General features: G+C 46.6%; 17 protein-coding genes. 7 read left to right on the top strand and 10 right to left on the bottom strand.

Going from position 1 to position 26,167, the window contains the following annotated elements; genetic code table 11:
• Positions 1 to 16: 16 nt before the first annotated feature.
• The 7 genes from DN748_RS09610 to DN748_RS09580 all read right to left on the bottom strand — a co-directional run bounded on the left by DN748_RS09610 (position 17) and on the right by DN748_RS09580 (position 12,256).
• Positions 17 to 433, bottom strand: a complete 417-nt coding sequence (locus DN748_RS09610) for a hypothetical protein (RefSeq protein ID WP_112371575.1) — start codon at positions 431 to 433, stop codon at positions 17 to 19.
• Between the two features lie 115 nt (positions 434 to 548).
• Positions 549 to 1,364 carry a universal stress protein gene (locus tag DN748_RS09605; RefSeq protein WP_161554527.1) on the bottom strand — a complete coding sequence of 272 codons (816 nt, stop codon included), beginning with the start codon at positions 1,362 to 1,364 and terminating at the stop codon, positions 549 to 551.
• A gap of 337 nt (positions 1,365 to 1,701) precedes the next feature.
• A complete protein-coding gene (locus tag DN748_RS09600) occupies positions 1,702 to 4,485 on the bottom strand; it encodes a glycoside hydrolase family 2 TIM barrel-domain containing protein (RefSeq protein WP_201741458.1) in 2,784 nt (927 codons plus the stop codon).
• A 94-nt stretch (positions 4,486 to 4,579) separates the two neighbouring features.
• Positions 4,580 to 6,568 (bottom strand): RagB/SusD family nutrient uptake outer membrane protein, encoded by a 1,989-nt coding sequence (locus DN748_RS09595; RefSeq protein ID WP_112371572.1) that lies wholly within the window; start codon positions 6,566 to 6,568, stop codon positions 4,580 to 4,582.
• Positions 6,569 to 6,585: 17 nt separating this feature from the next.
• Entirely contained in the window at positions 6,586 to 10,077 is a 3,492-nt protein-coding gene (locus DN748_RS09590) for a SusC/RagA family TonB-linked outer membrane protein (RefSeq protein WP_236636827.1), read from the bottom strand.
• Between the two features lie 377 nt (positions 10,078 to 10,454).
• Entirely contained in the window at positions 10,455 to 11,618 is a 1,164-nt protein-coding gene (locus DN748_RS09585; protein WP_112371571.1) for a FecR domain-containing protein, read from the bottom strand.
• A 113-nt stretch (positions 11,619 to 11,731) separates the two neighbouring features.
• The gene (locus DN748_RS09580) at positions 11,732 to 12,256 is read right to left on the bottom strand and encodes a sigma-70 family RNA polymerase sigma factor (protein WP_112371570.1); all 525 of its coding nucleotides are present in this window, start codon (positions 12,254 to 12,256) and stop codon (positions 11,732 to 11,734) included.
• 421 nt (positions 12,257 to 12,677) lie between these two features.
• Here DN748_RS09580 and DN748_RS09575 point away from each other — a divergent pair, with 421 nt between their 5' ends.
• The 4 genes from DN748_RS09575 to DN748_RS09560 all read left to right on the top strand — a co-directional run bounded on the left by DN748_RS09575 (position 12,678) and on the right by DN748_RS09560 (position 18,260).
• Positions 12,678 to 13,211, top strand: coding sequence for a sigma-70 family RNA polymerase sigma factor (locus DN748_RS09575; RefSeq protein ID WP_112371569.1), 534 nt, complete (start codon positions 12,678 to 12,680; stop codon positions 13,209 to 13,211).
• 119 nt (positions 13,212 to 13,330) lie between these two features.
• Complete coding sequence (locus DN748_RS09570) at positions 13,331 to 14,269, top strand: FecR family protein (protein ID WP_161554526.1); 939 nt, start codon at positions 13,331 to 13,333, stop codon at positions 14,267 to 14,269.
• A 185-nt stretch (positions 14,270 to 14,454) separates the two neighbouring features.
• Positions 14,455 to 16,980, top strand: coding sequence for a TonB-dependent receptor (locus DN748_RS09565; RefSeq protein WP_161554525.1), 2,526 nt, complete (start codon positions 14,455 to 14,457; stop codon positions 16,978 to 16,980).
• Between the two features lie 68 nt (positions 16,981 to 17,048).
• Positions 17,049 to 18,260 (top strand): PepSY-associated TM helix domain-containing protein, encoded by a 1,212-nt coding sequence (locus DN748_RS09560; protein WP_112371566.1) that lies wholly within the window; start codon positions 17,049 to 17,051, stop codon positions 18,258 to 18,260.
• A 23-nt stretch (positions 18,261 to 18,283) separates the two neighbouring features.
• On the opposite strand, the gene DN748_RS09555 is transcribed toward DN748_RS09560, so the two are convergent.
• The 3 genes from DN748_RS09555 to DN748_RS09545 all read right to left on the bottom strand — a co-directional run bounded on the left by DN748_RS09555 (position 18,284) and on the right by DN748_RS09545 (position 22,290).
• Entirely contained in the window at positions 18,284 to 18,664 is a 381-nt protein-coding gene (locus DN748_RS09555) for a hypothetical protein (RefSeq protein ID WP_112371565.1), read from the bottom strand.
• A gap of 154 nt (positions 18,665 to 18,818) precedes the next feature.
• On the bottom strand, positions 18,819 to 20,099 hold the full coding sequence (locus DN748_RS09550; protein WP_112371564.1) for a DUF4374 domain-containing protein: 1,281 nt from the start codon (positions 20,097 to 20,099) through the stop codon (positions 18,819 to 18,821).
• Between the two features lie 28 nt (positions 20,100 to 20,127).
• Positions 20,128 to 22,290 (bottom strand): TonB-dependent receptor plug domain-containing protein, encoded by a 2,163-nt coding sequence (locus tag DN748_RS09545; protein WP_112371563.1) that lies wholly within the window; start codon positions 22,288 to 22,290, stop codon positions 20,128 to 20,130.
• Between the two features lie 229 nt (positions 22,291 to 22,519).
• Here DN748_RS09545 and DN748_RS09540 point away from each other — a divergent pair, with 229 nt between their 5' ends.
• From DN748_RS09540 to DN748_RS09530, 3 genes are all read left to right on the top strand, one after another.
• Positions 22,520 to 23,494 (top strand): alpha/beta fold hydrolase, encoded by a 975-nt coding sequence (locus DN748_RS09540; protein ID WP_112371562.1) that lies wholly within the window; start codon positions 22,520 to 22,522, stop codon positions 23,492 to 23,494.
• A 66-nt stretch (positions 23,495 to 23,560) separates the two neighbouring features.
• A complete protein-coding gene (locus DN748_RS09535) occupies positions 23,561 to 23,875 on the top strand; it encodes a hypothetical protein (protein ID WP_112371561.1) in 315 nt (104 codons plus the stop codon).
• A gap of 61 nt (positions 23,876 to 23,936) precedes the next feature.
• Positions 23,937 to 26,108, top strand: a complete 2,172-nt coding sequence (locus tag DN748_RS09530; protein ID WP_112371560.1) for a TonB-dependent receptor — start codon at positions 23,937 to 23,939, stop codon at positions 26,106 to 26,108.
• Positions 26,109 to 26,167 lie beyond the last annotated feature (59 nt).

The following is a 26,167-nucleotide window of genomic DNA, read 5'->3' as shown; positions in this document are numbered from 1 at the left end:
CTTTTTAATCATTGTATCAGTCACGATCGATGGAAGTAAAAAAATCACGGATCAATGCCCTGACCTGGTTTTCCGTCATACTGTCTGCCTTTTCTATGCATCTTACCCTCCCTCTCAGAAGCCTGTGATTTTTTTCCAGGTATTCCCCGAATTTTTGCCCGACAGCTGCCGGCCCGTAAATGGCTATGGCCCCTGCATCACCGATCCTGGCCGCCAGGTCTTCGAAATACTTTTTCATCTGGTGCTTTCTCCTTTCCGTATACTTGCTGTCCTGAACCACGTCCTGGGGGCCCCACCTCGTTTTGGACCGCGATCCTCCAACCGGCCTGTAGTCTTCTATCTTTGAGACCACCGTTTCCATTTTTTCATCATCATTTTCCAGAATGACGATGTGCGCTTCTTTCCTGTCCATCCAGATACCGATATTTTTCATAAGACCTCAATTTTGAATTAAACTTTTGTATCCCTGATCCCTGACCGGGTTATATATTTAAGAACGACTGCTCCGGGGTCGTATACCTGCACGCGACATATGGCAGGAATAACCCCTATTCCGGCGGAGTTCCCTGCAGTACCAGGAAAGGTATTTCCAGGTTAAACCCGATATCCTCGATTTTCTGCTTCAGCAACAGCCTCCCCAGGAAGGAGTGTTTTCTGTGCATCATGGCCAACATATCATAATGATGCCGGTGTAAATAATCCTGTATGGCCGCAGGTATGTCCGTATCCCTGACCACCGTAAATTCCATATCGGTCCCCGATAAAAGACCACTTAGTTTTTCCTTGTTTTCCCGCTCATTTTCCATCAGTTCCGGGTCTTCTTCCACATGAAGAACCGTAATTCCCGCCCCGAACTTTTTCGCCATGTTCACCAGGGGTTGCAATTCGTCCTTTCCGAAAGATCCCAGGTAATCCGTGGGAAACAATATCCTTTCCGTTTTCGTATATGCATACCGGTCGGGAATGGCCAGTACCGGAACGGCGGCTTTTCGCATTACCCTGACCGTATTGCTCCCGAACAAAATACGTTTGGCCCCCGTGGCCCCCCTGGTACCCATAATGATCATTTCTATTTCCCTGTCCCTGACAATATTTCCGATCTCATCAGTGAGTGCGGCGATAGCCGAATGCAGATAAAATTTATGCTTTTTATTGTGATGCTCCTGTTGAACCCGGTCCAGTGTTGCTTGTAATTCAGACGAGGTCTTGTCTATCACGCCCTGATAATCTGCTTCATAAAAACCGGGTACCTGAGTATGCAGCATATAAAATTCACATTCCTCATCTGCAAACATTTTTAAGGCATATACAATGGCATTCCAGGAATTATCCGAAAAATCCGTGGGCAAGAGTATTTTTTTCATCGGTGTTGTTTTTTTGCCTGCAGCAAACCCGCAAAACATTTATGGATAAGTAACTTACATAATTTTATTTTAATATCCTCCCTATAACCGCTTTTTGGTCAAAAAAAAATGTATTCCCGTACTGGTTCCGCATGAATAAAGGTAAGCAGCCCCAAGAACAAAAAACATGATATATGTCACCGGCAACTTCCTGTTACAACCGGCAATGGTCGTCCCGCACACGATGGACGCCGTATCATCAACGCAAAATCCCATGAGCGGATGCGTACTCATGGGATTTCTTCCGGTTCCTGAAGGAACTGTTTCGTTTGGGCGGCCCGATGACTTCCTGCTTATACTATCTGAAATCGAAATACAGCGTTATCCCTTCAAGCCGGTCTCCCCAATGGCCTACATTCCGGGGGTTACCGGATTCGGGGCCCATAAATTCCGCGGCGTGGAATTTAGTGCCGATGGGGGGGATTTTCTGGAGAAAGGACAGGTCTCCCGGAGGAAAGGAAACCTTTAAACCATCGGTGATATACGGCGATTCATCCGGGGTAAAGAGACGGAAAAACAGCCCGGAGGTTTCCGTGTATACACTGAAGTCTCCCTTTTGGGTACTCAGCCGGTAAGCATACAGTCCGGCATGATATCCTTTGAATTCCGGATATTCCAGTTTTCCTTTCGTACTATAGCCTGTAATGGTGTTGTTGTAATCCTTTTGCCAGAACCCGAACCTGGCACCCCGCAAACGGTTTTGCCATACCCGGTACGGACCGTTTCCGAACCATTTAATGCCCCTGACCTGTTCTTCCGGAAAATCAAAATGAATCCCTATATAATCTTTTCCGTCCGTTCTGCCGCGAAAGGCTGCAGCCTCCAGTTTGACAATCCCGTTTTTAAATAATGTCCATGTCACGGAATCCGGATACCCGTCATAATTCAGCGCTATCACGTGGTTTCCTGCTTCGTCTTCCCGGATATTCACCTTTTCCAGGCGGAGGTTTTTCATAAAGACAGGACCGGAAAGCGGAAAGACCCAGCCCGCATGCTCTGCTTTTTCGAGTACATAATTATTCTTGTCAAAATACACCTTGACCTCCCCGGTCCGGAATACCAGCTTGTCTCCCTCCGTTCCCATTTCCGGCCGCTCTTCCGGGGCGGGAGCCGTAATATTCCTTTCTGCGAATGCAAATGGAGTATGTACGGGCCAGGACCAGGTATTTACTACCCTGCCATGATGATCGGTAACCTGGACCTCCAGCCAGTCTGCCCGGGCAAAATCTTCCGGCAGGTTCAGCTCAATGCGGGAACTCTCGCCCGGCAGCGTACTCTTGAGCACGATATCTCCGGACTGCATAATATGTTCTTCCCAATCATTCACAGCCTTCAGTTTCCAGTTCAGTTCCATACCTTCGAGATCGGTATAGAGATAATCGTTCCCGAGGATCAGTTGCCCGTCGAAAAGGGAGTTGACCACCAACGGTTTTATCTTCACCGGAGACCAGATATCCCTGATGGTATAAAAGCTGCCCTCTTTCTCCCGGAAAGGTCCCACAATCCCGTCAGGACCGTGATTGCCATCGGCATCCAGGCTATCCGACCGGTCTGTCCGTACCACTGCTTCATCGGCAAAGGCCCATAAGAATCCTCCTGCCGCACGGGGATTTTTCATATAATCTGTCCAGAAATCGTCCAGACCGGCCCCGTGCCCCCCGTCGTATAGGCCATGAATCATTTCTGTGGGCATAAAAACATCCTGCCCGTTCGATAGGCGGTTTATCCCGGCCTTGTAAACAGGATAGTGAAACGTATCTACCCCGTTCCTGTTGAGCCAGGGATAGATTACCGGCCGCTTCTGTATATCCCAGCGGTGGAACCATTTTTCATTGGCGAAAGTCCAACCTCCCTCATTACCGTGGTCCCAGATCACTACCGATGGATGGTTTTCGTCTTTCAGGATGGTTTCCCTGATCAGTTTCGGGCCTGCAATGGTATCGTATCCGTCCTGCCAGCCCGTCACTTCATCCAGGACAAAAAGCCCTAATGAATCGCACAGTTCCAGAAAACGTTCGTCCGGAGGATAATGGCTCATTCTCACCGCATTCATGTTCATTTCCTTGATAAGGCGAATGTCTTCCAGGTGATTGGCCTCACTAAGGGCTCTCCCGGTAGTAGGGTAAAACGAATGCCTGTTCACTCCTTTGAACACCACCCTGGTACCATTGACATAAAACCCGTCGTTTTCCCGAAGCGCTACCGTTCTGAATCCTATATGCTCCACTTTTGTATACACCGGTTTACCATTTGCAAGAAGCGTAAACTCCGCATCGTAGAGTCTGGGGTTTTCCGGGTTCCAGCTTACCGTATGCTCCACATGTTCCTCAATAACCGATGCCGCAGCGTCAAGAGGAGCGGTAAACTCCTTCACCTGCCCGCCTGTATCCCGATCCGTGATCCTGACCCTTACTTCGGCAGATTCCACAGGTTTGCTCAATTCCAACAGAGCCCTGAATTTCCCGGATGCCCGGGCATCGACAGCGATCCGTGAAAAATGGGCTTCAGGCAGTATTTCCAGGTAAACCGGCCTGAAAATACCGCCGAATATCCAGAAATCGGCCTGTCTTTCAGCCCTGTTTACAGAGGCATTTTCCGAATGTTTCGCTACTTTTACCTCGAGAAGGTTTTTCTTTCCGAACTCCAGCAGACTGCTGATATCGTATTTAAATTCATAAAATGCTCCCTGGTGCACCGGGCCCGCCTGCCGGCCATTGATCTTTACCTCCGTATCTGTCATTGACCCGGCAAAAACAATGTTAACAGTCTTGCCCTTCCACTCATCGGGCACCCTGAACCTGTATTTGTAAAATCCTGTTTCCTTGCCCAGTACCCGTTCGTCATTTCCGTGATCGTGACCATAATTGTAGGTCCCGAAACCGTGAAGTTCCCAATTAGACGGGACCGGTATCCTGCTCCACTTCCCCGATTTCCTTCCATCAGAGACCTTAAAATCCCATTCGACCGGGGTTGCGGCATCCCTGCCCGACAGGTAAATACGTTGATACCCGGTATCGTCCTGTGCATAAATAACGGATGTACAGGCCAGGGCCAGTGTAAGGAGCAATAGCATAAATCTCATAATTACATTCTTTTATTGTGACCTTATGAAGATAAAGAATAATTTATTAAACAATTACAAAGAGAAAGGTTGCCTTTCGACAACCTCTTCTTTATTAATCAATATTATCTTCATCGGCTACGGCGTCTTCCCAGTTATCCCAAACCATGATGCCAGGATCGTAACCATCATACCCATAATTCTGGCTTAACTGCCCGTTGGTATTGGCTGTAATGGCACTGTTGGGTATAGGCCAATAGACGTTGCGTTTGTCCATAGTATAATATTTGGTACCATTGGGAACCACAATTCCGGAAGAATGCTTATTGTAAAGCGAATAATGTACTATACGCTGATACCAATAACTTCCTCCGCTTTCATCGGTCCCGGATTGTTGGTCCCATGTATTGATATCGTATATATTCCCCCACTCATCAGGTTTTCCACTCATCGCCAGGCAATGGGAAATCCGCGTCAATTCCACATTTCTCCATTCTTCCAGATAAAGCTCTCTTCCCCTTTCTGCACAAATATCCCCGATAGTAACCGTATTATACATTTGAGATGCTCCGGCCCTTTCCCTGACAATATTAACATCTTGGGTGGCTCCCGCAACATTTCCCTGATAAAATCTCGCTTCTGCACGTAACAGATAGGTTTCTGCCAGACGGTATAAATACCAATGGGCTGTGCTTCCCGTTGTGGCGCCCACAAAATCACTTGAATTCGGATTATCCTCACTTACAACATCGTGCAGAAAAATTTTATACAACGGGAAATCAAACCAATCTCGAATGGTATCTGTGGCCAGCAAATTTCCGGCATCACTATACATTTGAAAGTAGGTGTCATAATCTGCAGAAGATGGATCACTGTATCTGAAATCTTCCATATTCACCCAGTTTCCCACTTCACTGTTATGTCTTAAATCCTGATTGTCCTCAATTCCGTTCACGACCCACATAGTCTCCTGAGAATAATAGGAGGCACTAATGGTTGCAATACCACGCCCAAATGCTCTTGTATAATCATATTCAGAATCATATTCGGCATTATTTAGCGTATAACGATTTGCCCCCCTTTTTCCGTCAGTGGGTGTTTTGATATTTCCGGAATTCCAGAACGGACCAAAAATACGCATAGTATTAAACCCGATAAAAGACTGGGCTCCCCCGTTGGGTAAGATCATTATAGCTTCTGTATTGGCCGGAGTGGCCTTATTCTCGGGTCTGTGTAAATCCCAGATTACGTTTCGTGTTATTTCCCATGTTTCCGGGTTCCCTCCCTGGTCAAAAGTACCAAAAGGATTCTGCACTAAAGAATATCCTGATCCGTTAATCAGCAGGTTCGCTTGTTCCTCAGCTTCGGCAAACCGGCCGGATGCCAGATAACATTTTATCAGCAATTGCCGGCAAGCTCCTTTATTGACCAGGCCATAATAACTTAAACCCGATTGTTCCGGCACCCATTCTACCGCCTTTTCCATGTCGGCTGTAATCATTTTTATGATAGCTTCCTTTCTGGTAGAACTGTAATTTTGCTTTGGTATCTCAAGAATCTTAGTGATCAAAGGGATATCTCCAAACTGATAGACCAGATTAAGATATCTGTAAGCCCTGTGAAAATAGGCCTGACCCTTGTATATATTCTTGACATCCTCACCCAGATCTTCCACATTATCAATATAGGTCAGTACCGTATTGGCATATTTTATACCATTATATCCTTCGTCCCAATAATAGCCCAGATATATCCCGTCATTTGCTCCTGTTGCAAAATCTCCCGTAGGAACAATCGTATTAGCGTAATCTGCAGCCGTGGTGCTGGCATCCGTTTTCCCGTATTTTGCCATATCCGAAAAGACATATTCAGTACCTATCGGAACACTGTTGAAGGCCAGGTCATAATGAGTATAGAATCCTCGTAACGACCTGTCTGCCATGGCAATGGTTGCCTGTAATCCTGATTCTGTGGTAAATGTGGCTGACGGCTCATAAAACGACAGGGGATCGGGATCGAGAAAGTCCTTTGAACAGGAAGTGAGTATTAAGGCTCCTATTACAGGTATTAACCTTAAAACGCTATTTTTATATACCTTTTTCATGGTGATGTATTTTAAAATTAAAGGGTCAGGTTAAGACCAAAATTAAACATGCGTGTAGCCAGACCGCCTGTTTCGGGGTCACCGAAATACTTCCAATCGGCGGCCCAGGTGGCAACATTCCGGACAGAAGCCGAAATTTTAACCCTTTGAAGATTCCATTTTCGGGTAAGTTCCTCAGGCAGGGTATACGCTACCGAGACATTATCCAGACGAATAAAATTTCGGTTGTACAACCTGGTAGCACCTGCTCCTGCAGGTGCTACTGCATCCAGACGGGCCCAATCATTGGTCGGATTATCAATGGTCCAATACGGGTTTATAAACGGGTTGTAATTATAGGTATACAGACTACCCGAATTGAAATTATTCAAATAGTTTCCATCAAGTGATTTGTGTCCCATATAGGAATACATATTTACTGCTACCTCCCAGTTTTTGAAAAGTGTGAATTCATTGCGAAGAGACCAGTTTACAGGAGGATCTGTTTGTCCCATAAATACTTTGTCATTATCGTTATATACCGGTGTTCCGTCGGCTTCATCATCACCGGTGTAATAATTGGCTATTTTGGGGTCTCCCGGGCGCTGTCCGTATCGGGCTGCTTCCTCCCACTCATCTTTTTGCCAGATCCCGGTCACCTTATGTGCCCAGATCGCAGAAATGGGTTCTCCTATAAACCATCCGTTAGTGATATCATCAGCCTCCCGCTGCCCGATTACATTGCCATCGGCATCGAGAATGTCCTCCATGTCTCCGTAGAGTGCATTGATCCGGTTCTTATTGTATGAAAAAGCAAAACTTGTTCTCCACTCAAAGTTCGGCCTCTGCATGTTTATCGAACTAATACTTACTTCAATTCCCTTGTTTTCTACCTCTCCGAGATTGGTAGTAATAGACCCGAACCCTGTAAAAGCAGGCAAACGCTGACCCATAATCATATCGTGCGTGATCATGTCATACATCTCTATGGAGCCATAAATACGATTATCCAGGAAACCGTAATCGAGACCTATATTTACGGAAGTAGTTTTCTCCCATTGCAAAAACGGATTTGCCATCCGGTCAATCCCCAGATACTTCACATCGACAATATCTCCCGAAGCATCAATATATCCCATAGTCGCACCCGTACCAGAACCAAGATTTGCTATAGATACATAGGGGTCGGCAAGCGATCGGTTACCATTTTTCCCCCAGGAAAGACGTAATTTACCCGTATTCATGGCATCCCATCCAAACCAGTTTTCATTGGTAAAATTCCATCCCAGGGCCACGGAGGGGAAAGTGGCATACGGGTTTGATGCCCCGAATGCGGAATAACCATCACGGCGAATAGTCCCGGTAATCATGTAACGATCATCATAGGAATAAAACAGCCTCCCCATTAATGCATCGGCAGTCTGATGAGTATCAGTAGTTGAAAAACTGCTGTTATCAAGCGTAGCGTTAGAAGTATTGTGAAAGCCCAATGCATCAGAAGGCTGAATATTACGCGCAGCAATATAATCGGACCAGTATCTCCGTTCCTCGGCTTCCTGAACAAAAGTTGCAATAATATGATGCCTGTCATTAAAAGTATAATCCCATGTGATATTGTTGTTCAGGTTCCAGTCAAAATTCTTGCTATGGTCTCTATCCACTCCTATATCCGAAGCACTCCAGCCTTCGTGATTTGCCGATTGAAAATAGCGATTGTGGTAAAACTGATAACGAGGGGAAACATTAAAAGAATAAGTAATCCCCCAGGGCAAGGTGACCTTTGCATTAAAAATGGTGTTCAGTACGGTATACCCTCTCTCCATATCCATAAACTGACGGTCATAGTAATAATTGTATCCGCCGATTTCTTCTCCCATGGGCTGTCTTACGTAATCCCTATTTTCATCCGTAAAATTAGCATAAGGACTATTCCTCAGCATATTTGCATCCCAGTAATTGGTGCCTGTCCCCACGCTTATATCACCGTCTGTGCGGTCCTGGAAATTCACATTTGCTCCGACTTCCAGCCAATCGGTAATTTGACTGTTAATTTTCATATTGGCACGAACTGTTGAATAATCATTCCCCACAACAGCTCCTTCCGTATCGAGATAACCAAGTGACATATAATAATTCACTTTATCTCCCGCACCGGAAACACTTATGTTAAGGTCCTTGTTTATACCGGTTCTGAAAGTACTATCATACCAGTCGTGTGTCTTACCTGCGATAAAGTTGTCCAGAATCGTCCCTTCGTATAAACCCAAACGTTGTCCCCAGACCTCCATCAGGCTTCTTCCTTCGGTTTCCGAAGATGGTTGATAAGCTAACCACTGATCCTGGGTAATTCCATACTGATCGAGTTTCTGCGGGTCTGAAAAATACCCTACCTGTCCTACATGGTCGGCAACCCACGCCTCATACTGACCTGTTGATTCGTTATAACCATAGGTTTTGGCCGTTTCCCAGGCTTCCCTGTATTTTATATAATCTTCCGGACCGTATAAATCCCTGTAGGCACTTCTGGTATTGATGGCTATATTCGAATTAACATTGATCACAGGTTTACCTTTTTTACCTTTCTTGGTCGTTAAGATGATGACCCCGGAAGCAGCTTTTGATCCATATACTGCCGTTGCCGAGGCATCTTTCAGAATATCGATCTGTTCAATATCATCAGGGTTGATCTCCGAAAGCTCTCCGTAAAACTGCATCCCGTCAAGAATAATAAGAGGGGAATTATGATTTCCTTCCGAATATACCGACGTTTGTCCGCGAACCTGTAAAGAACCTCCTCCTTTTGCATCTGCAGAATATCCGACTTTCAGGCCCGGGACGCCACGCAATACATCCTGAACTGTTTGCGGATTTTGATTGGCCAGGTCATCCGGTTTTACCTGTATTACTGCACCTGTCAAATCTTTCTTTTTCATTTTACCATATCCGATAACCACCACTTCTTCCAGTCTGGAAATATCCTCCTGTAAAACAACATCAAGCTGTGCCTGCCCTTCTGCAGGGATCTCCCTGGTGGTAAACCCCATATAGCTGAACACGAGAATACCGTCGTCAGGAGCCGATATTTCGTAATTACCGTCAAAATCCGTCACCGTTCCCATGTCGGTGCCCTTAAGCAGGATCGTGACCCCGGGAAGCGGGGCGCCGTTCTCATCGGTCACCGTCCCCCGGACAGGAGATTGCAACAGCGGTGGAGGATTATTCGTTTTTTGCCGTATCACAACGACATTCCGGCCTGAAAGCGTAAATTCGAAATCACGGACGGAAAAAGCCTGTTTTAAAAGTTCATTTGCCCGGATGGTCCCCTTTTTAAGAAAAATTTCCGGGCTGTCCTTAAACAGGTCTTCCTGGTAAATAAACCTGTATTCCGTCTGGTTCCTGATCATGTCGAATATCTCATCGACAGTAACGGTCCTGTCGGTATCAATGACTATTCTGGCATTCTGGGAAAGGATATTTCCGGGAGAAAAACCGAATACTGTGGTAAAGAACAGAAATACAAATGTTTTCATAACACTATTGTCCTGTTAAAACTTGAAACACGACACATATATTACTGATTATAAATACAATATACATATTTTAAAAGTAAACGGACTTAAATTTTTCTTTGATGATTATTTGCCAAAATTCAAAATTCCTATTTTGCAAACCACTTAAAATCAAATACATTTATAAGTCCAATCGACCTGAATATTAATTATCTGATTTTTATGGGACACTAGTGTTTTCATAATACAAAGCAGAAGCGTTTTTCCTATGCGGAAAAACCCTGCGGTTGGTTTAACTTTCATAATTTTGTGAATTGGTTAATTTTAATTGATCAATAATTTCAAAAGGGGAATAAAGTACTACTGTGAGAGGTTGTGGCTTTGTTTCCCTTCTTCTGTTACCTGATAATGACTTTCCTGTTTTTTATTTCATAGGCATGGATAAAATTTGTGTTTTGTATGATCTTTAATATCTCTTCCAGGTCCTGGTCCTTGCTCAGGACACCGTTGAACCTGACCTTTTCCAGGCCGGGATCGGAAAATTCTATTTCCGTATCGTACCACCTGGACAGCACTTTCGCAATTTCCTGCAACGACATGCCCTTAAAACTGAAAACTCCCTTTTTCCAGGATATTTCGTTATAGGCATCCACATCGACAATGTTCATCCGGCTGTTTTCCAGGTCCAGGTCCAGCCGCTGGCTGGGGGCCAGTACCCGTGAGGTCCCTTCGGCATTTACCGTAACTTTTCCTTCCACCAGGGTAGTGTATATACGGGATTCGTCACGATAAGCCTTTATATTAAACTCCGTTCCCAGTACTTCCACTTCCTGTACCTGCGTATGTACCTTAAAACGGGCACCCTTGTGCCGTGTAGCCGGAGACACTTCAAAATAGGCCTCTCCGTACAGGAGTTCGACGGTACGCGGTTTCCCGTCGATAAACGTCACGGGATATTTCAACCGGGATTCCGAATTCAGCCACACTTTAGTGCTGTCGGACAGCTGTATAAAGAACTGCCCTCCCCTGGGCACCGTGAGATAATTGTAACGTATTTCGGAAGTTCCCGGACCCTCCGGATTATAAATGATCTGTTTTCCGTCACTGTGTGTGTTTTTCGCCTTATAGGTGGTTTCCGCCCCCAGGACGACCTCCGAGCCGTCTTCCAGGGTCAGCACCGCCTTGTCCGTACCTTTTTCTATTGCGGTCATGGCCTGAGATACGGCTGGTTCCTCCCCGGGTCTGTCCCGGTAAAACATATAGGAAAGCGGAATGAGTAAGATCAGCGATGCGGCCACGGCATATTTAAACCACCGCCGGCCGGCAGACGGCGCCGGAGGGGGTGACTTGCGGTTTTCAAATTTTTCCAGTACGGTATCCCATGCAGCCTCCCTGTCGATTTCCCCGTATTGGGCCATCCGCTCTTCCAGCTTTTCCGGACGGAGGGTCTTTACAAAAGGATATTTCCCTTCGAATTGTTCCAGGCACGATCTCTCCTTCACAGTCAGGACCCCGAATTTCCTTTTTATGACAAGCAGTGCAATATGAAAAACGTCGTTCATTGTTCGGTATTCTTTATATACAGAACAACTCACCTTAAAAAAGGTACTATACTCTTTTGGTTTTTTTTCAAAAAAACAGGATTATTTACAGTAAATACCTAAAAACAGGGCGGTTATTTTATCATAATAAAACAAGCAATGACATCTGTGTGACTGAAAAGAGCCCTTAATTCCCTGTACGCCGACGATTTTATTGTTTTTACGGTCTGGAGCTGTATTCCCAGGGTCAATGCGATATCGCTGTTTTTCAGCCCCTTGAGGCTTAACATGATTATTTCCCTTTTTCTTCCGGACAGGGATTCCACAGCCTGGTACAGCTGCCTGCTGATCTCCTCTTCCATGACTTCCTGTAAAAACGAAGCTTCCTCTTCTACCTGTTGTATGCGGTGCGAGGCGTATTTGTCCCTTACCTTAAGGTGCTTGAGATGGTTGTAACACCTGTTACGGGTAGATTTATAAAGGTAGGCCCTCAATGAGGTCTCATCAGGGAATACCGGTTTTTTTTCCAGGAGGTCTACAAAAATATCCTGTACCAGGTCCTCACACTCGTTTCTCAGAGGGAGAAAACGGTTGGCGTACAGCACCAGGGCGCTGTAGTATTTATCAAATACCTTATGTATATCACTTCGGGTAAACACGTCTTATCAATACATTTTTTACAATTCCTTGGAACAGGGTATTTTTACAGGTTTTCCAACCGGCTTCTATCCGGGCTTCTTCCATGTGCCGGGAAATTCTCCGGAAAGAACCTCTTCTTTACTACATATGTGTATATATGACACTTAAAAACAGGGGTAAAAAAAATTGCGGTTGTTTTACATCCTTTATTTTTTTGCTCCCGGGTCATAACAAATTTAAGATAAAATACAGATTAACATAATATATTGTCGAATAATGAACCTTTCTCTCCGGAAATCCGATTCCGTAAAAAAGTGAAGCCATAACCTGAGCCCGGCACTTGCCTGTACTTTCGGGTCTTTTGGTTTCTGTATAAAATTATTTAGACTTAATTCAAATAACGTATATTTGCTGTCGCGATGCCCATCACTTCATACCGGAATGAAAGAAAAACGAGAACATATCAGGAACATTACGCGTATCAGGACTCATTCACAGTTCGAGGCGGTATACAAGGCATATGCCCCTGTTCTCTATGAGTACGGATGTTCCAAAATGGAAGATCCGGAAAAGGTTTCCGGTATCGTGCAGGAAGTTTTTATTTCCCTCTGGGAAAGAAGAAAATCCCTGAAAATAGAAACTTCACTTAGAAATTACCTCATACGGGCCGTGAAATTCAAGATCATAGACGTTTACAGAAGTGAGGCCATCAAGGCAAAAAAGCTAAAGGAAATACAGGTTCAGGATTCGACAACAGATCTTGAAAACGACATTGCGTACAAGGCGCTTAAAACAGAGATCGAATGGTATATCCGGGATTTTCCGGAAATCGGTAAAAAGGCATTCCGTATGAGCAGGATAGAAGGTTTTACAAACCGGGAAATTGCCGATATGCTCTCCGTCTCAGAACGCACGGTAGCTTATCACCTGGCAAAGATCAACGATCAGCTGAAAAGGTCTCTGCTCCCCTACTGACCGGGATGCTCTTACGCCACACTTCCCTTATTAAAAAGACCGTTATCATTTTTTCACATTTCCGTTGCATGATTTCTGCCGGTCGTACGACTATATGGGAAAGGACATTTCTCATTGACATGGAAATAGACAAAACGCTTTTAAAACGGTATTCCGCAGGGAATTGCTCTCCCGAAGAGGAAAAAGCCGTTGAAGAATGGCTTTTCGACTCAGGTGATGTACCGGGAATAGCACATCCCGAAAAAAACGAAGCACATCTAAAGGATATATGGAACCATATCGTCCGCAAAACCCGCATACGTGATTCCCCCCTTCCAAAAAACAGGTATGGCCTAAAGGTCGCAGCAACAGCCGCATGCCTGGTCGTTTTGTTATCCGCCGGGTGGCTGAACAGGACCTATTTATACCTGCCCTTCGTAAAACAGGAGCAAATGGCCGTGAATTACGGCAAGCAAGGTAATATGACACTGAAAGATGGCAGTACAATACACCTGCGCGCCGGGACCCTGCTCACCTATCCTTCCTTTTTTGCCGGTAATACGCGGGAAGTCTTCCTGGAAAAGGGAGAAGCATTTTTTCATGTTTCCAAAGACCCCTCACACCCCTTTATCGTCCATACCGACAGTGTGGAAATAAAAGTACTGGGCACCCGCTTTAACGTCTCCAATGTGGAAAACAGCAGCCGGATCTACATATCACTTACAGAAGGCAAAATACAGTTTGACAGCGGCGGAAAAAAAATAATGCTCGCTCCGGGACAACAGTTGATATATGACAAAAGATCAAAAGAAGTAAGCCTGGTCTCAGGTATGGATGCCGATTATGTGACGGCCTGGACCCGGGGCGAATTATGGTTTAAGGACACTCCCCTTTCCGAGGTTTTCAATATCCTGGAACGCCATTACGGCATACCGTTTATCCCGGAAAAGGAATGGGACCTTCCTTTTACCGCCAGGTTCGGGAAACAATCGCTTCAACGCACACTGTACCTGCTGGAAAAAAGTACGAAACTGGATTTTGAAAGAAAAGAAAACCGAGTACTAATCACCGAAAATTAAACACTCCATGAAAACCTGAAAAAATCAACATCACATACACTCAAAAAACGGAACCGGCTGTGCGGCCACACAACCGGTTCGGAAAACAGTTTTACTTATGAGAGATTAATTCAATAAATAAAACCTGAATTAAAATGCAAAATACATTAAAATATCCATATAAAAACCATTGTAAAATATACTTTTTGTTCTGCTGTATACTGATGTCATATACGGTAACCGCACAGGAAAAACTGGACCGGGAAATACAACTTCCCGCAGCTTCACTCACCATAGGCGGGCTCATGTCTGAAATCGAACGCCAGGGCGACCTGCGATTCGTTTACAGTTCCCGCCACGTGGATACGGAAAAAAACATACACCTGTCTTCCGCAATTAACAGTATCAAACATATTCTGGAAGAAACCTCCCTGCAATCCGGGCTCAGGTTCTCATTAAGCGGTGACCAGCTCGTCGTAAACCCTATGGGAAAAGGTGCGGTTACCGGCTATATCAAAGATACCGGGGGAGTTACCCTCGATATGGTCAATATCATCGTCCGTGGAACCACCATGGGAACATTTACAGACACAGCCGGGAAATTCACGATCAGGAACATCCCCGAAGGGCACCGGATACTGCGCATAAGTCTTACCGGGCACGCCACACTCGAAATTCCTGTCAACATCATACCCGGAGAGGTTACGCAAACCGGCGAAATCACACTGGAGGAAAGCGTAGAACAACTGAAAGAAGTGACCATCGAAGGAGACCGGGTCAACCCGTATGCGGACAAAAAAACGGAATATGTGGCACGAATGCCACTGAACAACCTGGAAAACCCGCAGGTATATCATGTGATTACCGGCGATTTGCTCAAGGAACAATTGGAGATCAGTGTCCGGGATGCGCTCAATAATGCTCCTGGAGTAGTGACCACAGCATATCCTGCAGGAGGGTTCGGAATTACCCTGAGAGGGTTTAACAGTGATATCAATGCCAGGAACGGCATGCAGACTTCTATTTCCCGTTCCTCTGTCGACCTTACCAATATAGAGCGGATAGAGGTCCTCAAAGGACCTTCAAGCACACTGTTCCAGGGGCAGAGCTCTTATGGGGGTGTCGTCAATATTGTCACCAAAAAGCCTCACCGGGAAACATCCGGCAGTATAGGGTACTCCTTCGGCAGCTTTGGGCTCAGCAGGGCTACCGTAGACTACAACACTCCCGTAAATGAAGAGAAAACGCTGCTGTTCCGGGTAAACAGTTCCCTCCATCGTATAGGTTCATTTAAGGAAGCCGGGCACAATAATACCTTTTCCATCGCTCCCAGTTTTATATACAATGTAAACGACGACTTATCCATATCCGGGGATATAGAGATCTTTAATTTCGATGAAACCCGTACAGGAAGTTATACGCCGGGGCCTTATAAAAACACAGCCGATATTCCGCTTAACCGGGAACCTTTCGGCGCAGACGATGTAAATGCAGAGGGAACCAACATCAATACCTATTTACAGGCGAAATATACCATTTCTCCGCATTGGAAATCCACGACCAATATTTCCGTTACCAACGTGAATCTCAAGAGCAGTTTACAACCTCACTTTCATTTTATTTCTGCAGATACTATTGTCCGTGAAGGCCGTCTTTACGGACCTATTGTTGAGCGACATCTTCAGTTGCAGCAGAATTTCAACGGTGAATTTGCCGTTGCGGGGATGAAAAACCAGTTATTGGCAGGAGTAGATTACAGAAAGTATAAATATACCAGAAACGACCTGGGAAGAGGACTCATGATCGATACCATTTCCATTCACGATCCTTACCAGGTACTGACCAGGAGAAAAATAGAAAAAGAATATATCAAACAGGATAAGGAAACCGGAAGCTCCTACAGTGAAAATGCACGGTACGGGCTATACGTTTCAAACGTACTGCACCTTACCGACAAAATGGCCCTGATGCTCAGTTTACGGGCAGACCGGTACGAATCGGAAGGAGATGACAGCTGGGGGCAAACCGCGGTCTCTCCCAAACTGGGGTTCGTATATCAGCCTGTGAAAGATCAGATTTCCGTTTTCGGAAATTACATGGACGGATTTTCCAATCGCAATACCGCCACCAGGGAAGACGGCACCCTGGAAAACCTTGATCCGGAACATGCCACCCAGTATGAAGGCGGAGTAAAGATGGAACTGTTTGACCAAAAAATAAGCGCCACCATAAGTTACTATCTTATAAAAATACACAACGCTACCATCAGTGACGACCAGGGCTGGTATATTGCCCAGGACGGAGTACAGGAAAGCAAAGGTTTCGATATTGAGCTCATTGCCAATCCCCTGCCCGGACTTAACGTACTTGCAGGATATGCCCGTAATGAAAACCAGTATCTCAAAGCAACACGTTACGAGGGAAAATACGTTACCGGAATGCCACAAAATGTGGGAAACTTCTGGGTTAGTTACAGGTTCCAACCCGGAAGTGTTATCGAGAATTTCGGAATAGGTGCCGGCGGAAATTTTGTAGACCATTCCTTTTACGACGGAGACAATATAGTTACCAATCCCTCGTATGCCCTGTTCAACGGAAGTATCTTTTACGACAGGTCCAGATGGCGTGCAGGACTCAAAGTAAACAATATCACCGATAGAACTTACTTCAACACCAGGGGCATGCTGGAAAACCCCCTCAATGTAGTAGCAAACCTTATGTTCCGCTTTTAATCCATATCCCCGTACTTTCCGGGATACGCTCCCGAGGTACGGGGTACTTCATAAAATTCTACGCAGAGATGAGAAAAAAAAGGAAAAAGTCCCTTTTCCGGCGTATCAATGACTGGCTTCACTTATGGCTGGGTTTACTCTCCGGTATTGTCGTGTTTGTGGTATGCCTGACCGCGGCGATCTGGGTATTCCGGGACGAGGTGGCCTATTTTACCAAACCCTTTAATCGCATAGAGGCACAAGATATACCCTTTTCCCCTCCTTCAGTATTGAAACGAAAAGCGGGGGAATACCTTGAAAACGAATTTGAAAATAATCCCGTATTATTACTTAACCTTACCTATCGCGGCCCCGACCGTACAGCCTATGCAGGATATATTGACAACACCGCAAACGTCTATATGGGCTATCTACATCTCAACCCCTATACAGGGCAGGTGGTACATAACGAACTGTTTGCCGAAAGCAACACCAGGAAGTTTTTTCTGTTTATCCGTGCCGGGCACCGGTTCTTCTGGTTGCCGCCACATATAGGCAGCCCCATAGTAGGTACTTCCTGTATTATTTTCCTCGTTACCCTTATTACCGGCCTTATCTGGTGGTACCCTAAAAAATGGAACCGTACTACCCGCAATAAAAGCTTTAAAATCAAATGGAATGCCAAATGGAAAAGACTGAATATCGACCTGCACAATGTACTTGGATTTTATGTATTACTGTTTGCATTTATCCTTACCTATACCGGCGTATATTACAGTTTTACATGGTTCAGGGACAGCTATCATTATGTGCTGGGGGCAGAAGACAGAACAGCGTTCAACAATACACGGAAAACTTCTCCCGTTTTACAGAAAAAACAAACCTCCGGAAACCCGATAGATATGATATGGGAAGCCCTCTACTACGACGAGGGAAAACAGGACGGCGATCTCAGCCTTTCATTTCCGGCAGACAGCATATCCCCGATTGCCATAACGTATAACCCTGTCCCCGATAAATATTACAGGGCTCACACACGGTATTTTGATCCATATACCCTGAAAGAAATAAATACAGCCCGGGGTTTTAGCAGCCGGCAAAGCAATATCCCGTTTGAGGAATTAAGTGCAGGAGAAAAAACGGTACGGATGAATTTTGACATTCATGTAGGTACCATCGGAGGCCTGCCCACCAAAATCCTCGCATGTATTGCCTCCCTTATCGGCGCCTCCCTGCCGGTTACGGGTTTTATTATCTGGTACAACCGCAAATGGGGAAAAAGGAGGCATAAGTCCGGATAGCACCGAAAGCAGCCCCTTCTGCCTTATATCCAGCGACGGATATTCAATACCAGGAAAACACTGGCCACAGTAACCAGCACCAGGATAAATATTTCGGAAATATTGGAACCTTCGTAAATAAGGGACAGTACCAGGTGATATATATTATACAGCCCCGAGAGTACGGCCCAGACCAGGGAGGCAACTTTAAACCAGTGCTTTGATACCTCAATGGTAAGCAGCGCAAAGAGCAGGCAGAAGCCTTCAAACAACACGCGGTAAAGGTGATGGTCGAGCGGCACTTCACCGGTAGCGCCTTCCGCGGCCAGTGTTTCGGTATAATAGATGTTCATTACACCGTAAAGGTGGTGTACGATCCAGCCCAGGGCCAGGAATATCCACAGGATGATGATGTTTGTTTTCATAGACAATTGTTTGTTAATGGGTCTCTGCAATGGTTCGGGTTATGTACAGTTATCAGGTTACTAAGTTATCAGGTTACTAAGTTATCAGGGCATTAAGTCGTTTTGACAACAGCATAATAACCCGGTAACTTAGTAACCCCATAACCTGATCCCATTATTCTTCCGTAACAGGGACCCAGTTAATAGCTGTAATCACATTTTCCCCGGTGGTCAACCCCCGGGTTGCGGTAGCGGTAGCGGCATCGAACTTATAGACCGCAGACACGCGTTCTCCTGCTTCATCACTGTAAATGATGCCGAGATAACCTGTTTTTCCGTCCATGGGAGCATAGTTGTCACTGTATTCCGTAGTGCGCAGCACCGAAGCGGCATCGGGCACCCCGGTCACCCACCGGAACGTGGCATCGTAAACATTGGCAATGGCAAACTTTGCAGAATTCGTTGTGGCATAGGGGTTCGGTTTGTCAGACATCGTAAGCAGAAAGTTTCCCTCTCCGAGATACAGTTTTTTGAGTACGAAGGAGCCTCCCGAAGCATCGGTCAGGTTAAAAAAATACGATTTGTCGTATTCGGTAGTCCCGCTTTTGATTTTCATAAAAGCCGCCGGCTTCACATTGTCGTAATTCCCGTCGGAAGTGGCCAGGGAAGTCGCCATAACATAAATGTCTCCCTGTTCGTCTACTTCCACACCATCGGTAAAATAGGCGCCTACAGCCCCGGTGCGGTCGTCCCGGATCACTTTTTCCAGCTCCATTTCAGGATAGCTGAACACCGCGATCAGGGAGCTTCCGGGGTATTGGGTCATAAAGGTACGTCCGGATTCTATACTCCAGAAGGGGGCAAATACCTTATCCCCTACCTGTTCCAGGCTTGTAAAAAGCGCCATTTCCCCGTTCCCGGGCAGTTCGTTGGTATTGATCTCCCCCTGTCCCGTAAACTGCAGGCTTTCCGTATCCAGCCTGTACCACTGGGAGTATTCCTGCGTGGGTTCCCAGGCATTTTTTATCATCAGGATATCATCACCGATAACGGCCCTTGCCGTCATGGTCTCCGACTGGAAATCGGTCAGTTTTATAAGTTCCCCGCCGGCATTCAGCCTGTAACCGGCCACCGCCCCGGGATCGCCCTGCCCGAATAGAAGGCTGAAGAAGACACCGTTGTCGGATACTATATAATTCCTGTAAGTCCCGTCCTGCTCCAGTCCGTCGCCGGGAGACAGTTCGCCCGAATCCAGGCTGTCGACAGTGTAAAGCAGGTCGGCCCCGCTGCCGATAAGAAAATCGATATACGGCAGGGCCGAGACCACAAACTTCCCTTCCTGTGGTTCCTCCACCGGCGGGGTGTCCGGGTCCGTTCCGGGGCCATCGTCATCATTACTACAGGCAGCATAGACCACCGCCAGGATGGTCAGTAAAACGAGTTTAACTTTTTTCATAGGATCTGTTTTGATTTTTTAGAAATAATTAATGGATAAAATACCTCAGCTTTACATAAAAAGCCCTTCCGGGTTTCTGAAGGCTGAAATTGTCGTACAACTTACGGTCGGTAAAATTTTTGCATTCCAGTGAAATATTGTACCGTCCGTCTTGCAGGGTGTAGGTGATACTGGCATCGTGCGCCAGCTGTTCCGGAACACCGAATTTGGAGGCCGTATTCCCCTGGTTCGGCGAATACAGGTAGAAATGATGCATATAAAACAGGTTATACCCCACGGTCAGTTTGTCCCGGGTATCGAATACATCGCCAAAGAACAGGGAAGCATCGGCATTGCCGAAAAAATACGGCAGGTTGGCCAGGGTCTCGTTGTAATTGTCATTTTCGAATACCATTCCCGTCAGAGGGTCTTCTAGATACTTCTGCCTGTCCCTGATACTCTGGTAGGTGACACTGGCCCCGAGGGTAAAGGCCTGTTTATAGGAATACCTCAGTTCGGACTCTATCCCGGTATTGGACACACTGCCCATATTCCTCGCCATGGTACGATTCTGGTTGGGACTAAAGGTATACAGGATAAAATCGTTGGTATGGTAATAGATTCCCGTAGCGCTGAAATAAAGCAGGTGACCGTCTGAGACAGGCCGGGTATAGTGGAACCCGATATTGATATTGTCGCTGGATTCCGGTTTGATATCCCAGTTCGCCTCACGGTTGATAAGATCTCCGAAAATATCCTCGCTTTCGGGCAGCCTGTTGGTCTTTTCGTAAGAAGCTTTCACTTGCAAACGGGGATGAATAAAATAAGAGGCGGCTATTCCGTATCCCAGCTTATTACGCCGTGCCGCAACATCGGTATACAGGGTATCCCGGGGGTTTTCGATAGTGGTTTCTATAAGCGTGGTCCCGGCGTGCTGGTACAGGTATTTCCCGAATACCGAGACGTTCCATATTCCGGAAGGCTTATACTGGTAGCTGAACCCCAGTATGTTCTTGCTGCTCTTCTGCGGAACGGTATAGGCCCTGTCGTAAGGAGATACCTTGTTGTATCCTTTCCGGTCGAAACGGCTGAATACGTTATTAAGGGCAAAATAATGCTTTTCCCCGGCGGCATAGGTCAGCGTTGCAGAAGCATTGGCAGCATTGTTGCGGTACACATAATGCTGGTACCAGCGCTCGCCCCCATGCCCGCGATAGGTGATGGAATCACCGAGCCAGCCATAACGGGCATTGACCGTGTCGATATTCTGTTCTCTCCCGAAGTTGTAATTGGCGTTGACCATTACGTCCAGCCCCTTGGTAAACAAATCCTTTTTCCGGTACTTCAGGGTAGGCATAACGATGTCGCCCCGGCTGTGCCAGGCCCCGTAAACAGCTACCATCCTGGCCCCGGTCTGTATTTCCCTGTAATACTTCCCGAGGGTAATACCCAGCAGGAACTGATCGGCCCATTTCTTATCCGTAAAACCAAATTGGGTAATGGCCGTTTCATTGTGATAGGTATCGTGAAAACGCCGCAGCCTGGTACCGGGGTAGTATTTCCCGGTATGGATATCTGCCGCATCTACGGTAACCTTATAGTTGTTGTCGGAATAATTCTGAAAAGCATTGAGGAGTACGGTAAACCCGTTCTTTGAGGTTATTGCGGCATTGATATTGGTTTTATGTGTATTGAAAGAGCCGTAGGAATAGGATACGTCCAGGTAATTCTTCATCCGGGTTTCGGTAATGATATTCACTGCTCCTCCCAGGGCATCGCTTCCCAGCCATACCGGGACCACCCCTTTGTAGACCTCTACCCTCCGGGCGAGGTTTACCGGAATATTATTGATCTGGAAAGCAGCACCGAAATGGTCCATCGGGATACCGTCGAGAAAGAAACGTACCCTTTTCCCCGAAAATCCGTTCAGGGAAAAACTGAAGTCCGACCCCAGTCCGCCGCTTTCCCGCAAACGGGCTCCCGGGACCCGGTCGAGTACATGGGCGATATCGGAAGCGGAATTGTGCAGTTTTGCAGCATCAATGGCCTTGACATTAAAAGCCTGCCGGTTTGCCGTTTTTACCGGGGAATAGCCGAAAACCGATACTTCGTTCAGGGAAACAGTATCCTTCTGGGCCAGAACCGGCTGTACGCAAAGCCATATCAGAATCCCACATAAACCTATCGCGTTATAAGTCATACTTTTCTTCATATATTGCCGGATACCCGGAAATGTCGTTTTGCGGTTATCTCAACTGGTATTTCTTTAATTCCCCGGGTATATTCCGGTTTCTCCATTTTTTTGCAGAATCCGAACGGCGGTTATCAAAGTTTTTTTATTTTTATTAATTCTAAATAATTACCGGGACGAAAGTATTCCTATTCAGACTATCCCGGATTATGAATATGGAAGTATTTATTATGAAAATGGAAGTTTTGACATGACGGAGCGTATCGTCTTTGCAGCCTGCTGTATCCTGGCCCTGTCCGTTCTCCTGCTGCTGGCGGGAGTATGTTACGAACAGTACTCCAGGTGGCGGCTCGAACGGTCGGCCCTTAAGGGAAAAACCTTTGTAAACATTCACGGCACCCCCCTTCATTACGTAAAAAAGGGCAAAGGCCGGTGTACCGTGGTATTCCAGTCCGGACTGGGAAGCAGTCATTACATCTGGAAGGAGGTACAGGATGCAGTGTCCCGACATGCCGTGACCATTTCCTACGACCGGAACGGGCTGATGTTCAGTCCCCCTTCCGGAAAGCCCGTAACCAATGGTAACGTCACCTCCGAATTGCAGGCTCTCCTCGAAAAAACAGCATGCCCCGAACCCTATATCCTGGTGGGGCATTCCATGGCCGGTATTTACCTGAGGCCCTTTATCGCAAAGCACAAAAACAGTATCGCAGGAATCATTTTTGCAGACGCCGCACATCCGTTACAATTGGAGAAGGCCTCCCCTGCCCTGCTGAAAATACTCCGTATTCCTCCCCGGTGGCTTATCGCGCTGACCGTGCACACGGGAATCTACAGGATACTGTTTTCCTTTATTCCCCTGAACCCGGAAATACCCGTCGGACATCCGTTGCACCGGATGGAAAAAAATCATTTCTACAGATCGTACAAAACCATCCTGGAGGAGCTGAAGAACGACACCCGGAATTTCAGGGATGCCAGGCAGTATGGGCATTTCGGAGACCTCCCGTTAACCGTCATCACCGGTACTTCCGATATCCGTTACGCCAGGATAAAAAACGCGGCCATACGGGAGGAATACCGCCAACTGACTGGTGAACTGCAACACGACCTGCTAAAGCTTTCCCGCAACAGCCGCTTCGTGAAAGCGGAACACAGCGGACATATTATGCAGGTCAATGACGCAGGACTGCTTGTGGAGGAGATCAGGAGATTTATATGTTAATTTGATAATATGCCAATTTGATAATGTGTTAATGTGGCGATACAATAAAATTCATATTTTAGCGCTATGAAGTATCTGGCTGTCATTATGGCTGTATTATGCCTGGTGCTATCCAGTGTTCCCTGCTGTGTATTTACCGACAACTGCAGGGAAGACAATACGCACCAGGATTGCAACGGCACTCATGAAGCGCCTGACGACCATAGTTGTGCAGCCTGCTCTCCTTTTTTTACCTGTAGTACCTGCCCGGGTTTTGTACTGCAGTCGTCAGATTATGAATTCCCTGCCGGGGATACCATACCGGGAAAAAAAATCGTGTTTTACCTGGCCGGTACCTATTCCGCCTTTTTTGCCACCCTGTTTAAACCTCCGCGTATGTAAACACTGTCTTCCGCACAGCCATCTTCTTGTTTTTTTATTAATATCATTCATATTTTAAACCGTGAAACACTATATCACTCTTACGGTTGTGCTGCTATTGGTGAGCAGCATAACCCGTGCCCAGCATATATTTGAAGCAACTGTCAAGGACGAAGCATCGGGAAAACCCCTGTCGGGAGCTTCGGTATATATTCAGGCACTGGACAAGGGCACCTCTACCGACAGCAACGGGCACGCGGGCCTGTCCGGCATTCCGGAGGGCTCGTATACCATCCTTATCCGGTATATCGGCTATGAACCTCTGAAAACCGACCTGTCCTTTCCCCTTCCTCCGGATCAGCAAAACCAGGTCTATTATCTTCATGAAACGCATGAAGAAATGGAGGAGATCATTCTTACTTCTACGCGAAGTACCCGCACCATCGAAGATATCCCTACCCGTATCGAATTTATTGCCGGGGAGGAACTTGCCGAAAAAGGGAATATGAAACCCGGGGATATCCGGATGCTGCTCAATGAAAGTACCGGGATACAGACGCAGCAAACTTCAGCCACAAGTTACAATTCCAGTATCCGTATACAGGGGCTGGACGGAAAGTACACCCAGCTCCTCCGGGATGGTCTGCCTTTATATTCCGGGTATTCCGGGGGGCTGAGCCTGATGCAGATTGCCCCTCTGGACCTCAAGCAGGTAGAAGTCATTAAAGGGTCTTCTTCCACCCTTTACGGTGGCGGGGCCATTGCCGGGCTGGTCAACCTGGTCTCCAGAACCCCCGAAGAAAAACGGCAACTCAACTTTATGGTCAACGGTACTTCGGCCCTCGGGCTGGATATCAGTGGTTTTTATGCTGAAAAATACGGAAAAACCGGGATCACCGTTTTTGCTTCCTATAACAAGGGTACCGCCTATGATCCGGCAGATATAGGCCTTACCGCCATTCCTGATTTTGAACGCTTCACACTGAATCCCAAAGTATTCCTCTACCTCGGAAAGACAGAGGTAGAGCTGGGGCTTAATTACGTGACCGAAGACCGTCTCGGGGGAAATATGGATTACATCGAGGGTAAAAAGGATACGGGATATTTCGAGCAGAACGATACCGACCGGATCTCCACCCAGTTACTGGCCACACATAAACTCTCGGAACACACGAAAATACAGGTCAAAAACAGTATAAGTCTCTTCGACCGGAGCATAGGCATACCCGGATATACTTTCGGAGGAGAACAGATGTCTTCTTTTTCAGAAGTCAATATCTCTTCCTTTGACGAAACCGCGGAATGGGTCGGGGGACTTAATCTGTGGACGGAAAACTTTGTACAATCTGAAAGAGATCCCGGGCAGGACCTGGGTTTTTCCAATACTACGATCGGGGTCTTTGTCCAGAACACCTGGAACATTTCCCGGAAATGGACCCTGGAAACCGGTTTACGGGGAGACTACCAGAGCGATTACGGCAGTTTTCTCCTGCCGAGGTTTTCGCTGATGTACGAGCCCGACGACCGGCTTACCTTCCGTACCGGGGGCGGACTGGGATATAAAACACCAACCATTTTTACCGAGGATACCGAACGTTTGCAGTTCCGAAACGTACTTCCTCCTGACGTCTCCGACAGCAAGGCTGAAAGATCTACCGGAATAAACCTCGATGTCAATTACCGCTGGCCTATAGCGGGTAACTTCAGCCTTTCGACCAATGCCCTGCTGTTCTATACCCGGATCAACGACCCCTTGATGCTCACGCCGGGTGACGACCGGTCTTATCGGTTCACACAACCGGACGGGTATATCGATACCCAGGGTGTCGAGGCCAATATGAAATGGAGTTATAAAGACCTGAAACTCTTTGTAGGATATACCTATGCCGATGTAAAACAGCATTACGGCAGTGGTTCTTCGGCATACCCCCTGGTAGCCAGGCACCGGCTGAACAATGTGCTGATGTATGAGAAGCATGGGGATTTCTGGATCGGGCTGGAAGCCTACTACTACAGTCCCCAGGAGCTCAATGACGGAACTACCGGAAAATCGTACTGGATCGCGGGGATAATGTCTGAAAAGAAGCTGGGTGAACATTTTTCCGTATTTCTCAACCTGGAAAATATGCTCGATACCCGGCAGACCCGGTTCGATACGATCTATACCGGAAATTTAAGTGACCCCCGGTTCCGGGATATTTATGCCCCGGTCGATGGTTTTGTTATCAACGGAGGGTTTAAATTAACCTTATAATGAAATGATCAAAGGCTCCTGAAAAAAGGAGCCTTTATCTCCTTCCGGAGTAGTTCCTT

It is taken from the genome of Sinomicrobium soli (assembly GCF_003285545.1).
In the GTDB taxonomy this organism is placed as follows: domain Bacteria; phylum Bacteroidota; class Bacteroidia; order Flavobacteriales; family Flavobacteriaceae; genus Sinomicrobium.
Note: the sequence above shows the minus strand (reverse complement) of the source record. Positions and strands in the feature narration are given on the sequence as shown.